At 45.4% G+C, this 1,144-nt stretch carries 1 pseudogene; it reads right to left on the reverse strand.

From position 1 onward, the window contains the following. Window positions 1–205 precede the first annotated feature (205 nt). Window positions 206–1,144 (reverse strand): annotated as a pseudogene (locus tag HMPREF0645_RS14510) (IS256 family transposase, variant Zn-binding type); the annotation flags it as partial.

Below are 1,144 nucleotides of genomic sequence, written 5' to 3' on the forward strand. Positions count from 1 at the left end.
GTATAGCTCATTTTGCAGGATGATTTTGAGTAGTAGGTATTCAATAGCTCAAATTGCAGGATGACTTTTTCCTATACATCTTTGCTGATATTACGACCATTTTGTACCTTTAACTCGCAGTCTGAAGCATAGTGAAGCACTGCTGAGGAGCAACTTCATGAGGAATAGGACTGTGCAGATTGACAAGTATGGGCAGGAGTGGCTATCAACGCGGCTCCTGCTTTTTCATACTTAGAGATTCTGCCAATGCCAAGAAAAACCCAGAAATGAACCGCTTGCGATTCTCCATCGTCAGCCCGCTATGATTGTTTAGGTTCTTCTTTAGGTCGGTGAAGGTACCTTCTATTTTATTGTTCGTATTGGGCATTTCTTTGCAATCTTCCCGCTGGTATGTGAAGAGGTAGGGAAGATAGAAGTTCAGGCTGTTCATCGCCGCTCTCAAGCGTCGATGGGTGTAATGCATCTTTCCGTCCTTGTGTAGACTCTTGTGATTTATGGTATCTTTCCATTTCTCTTTCCACTCCTGATAGTCCTTCTTGAAATCTTCTTCCTTACTCCAGTGAAGCCTACCTACTAAATCTTTCAACTCTCTACTGGAGAGCATCTTGGGATGCTGCGTGAGATAACGCTTGACGATCTGTTTCATGTGAAATTGGCACATCTGTATGTGATAGTCTGAAAAAGCCTTGAACAAACTCTGTTTTCCATCTATGATCAGTCCGCCAATCATGTAGCCACGATTCTTTATACTACTTACAGCATCCTCATAGTCTTTCACGGTCTCGCTCTTTACAAAGGCTACCTATAATGGCAGGCCTGTGGCAGAATCAAGAGCCAGCAAGACATCGAAGCCACGTCCCCAATAAGTGACATCCAAATGAACGAAGCCTCCGCCAGAGAGTGGGGGCTGCACCCATTCACATTTGATGTAATGCAGCCTGCGCTTGACGGTTGCGAGGCTGATACCAAATCGTGATGACAACTCGGCTATCGTCTGCTTCTCCTGCTGATAGGAACGCCATAACTCATCCTCGGACACTGTGTTGCCTGCCCGGAACTGTGAATGACATTCCTTACACATATACAGCTGTTTGCCTTGACGCACTCCGTTTCTGACCGTGTGCTTACTCTTGCATACCGAACA

Source organism: Hallella bergensis DSM 17361 (assembly GCF_000160535.1).
In the GTDB taxonomy this organism is placed as follows: Bacteria; Bacteroidota; Bacteroidia; order Bacteroidales; family Bacteroidaceae; genus Prevotella; species Prevotella bergensis.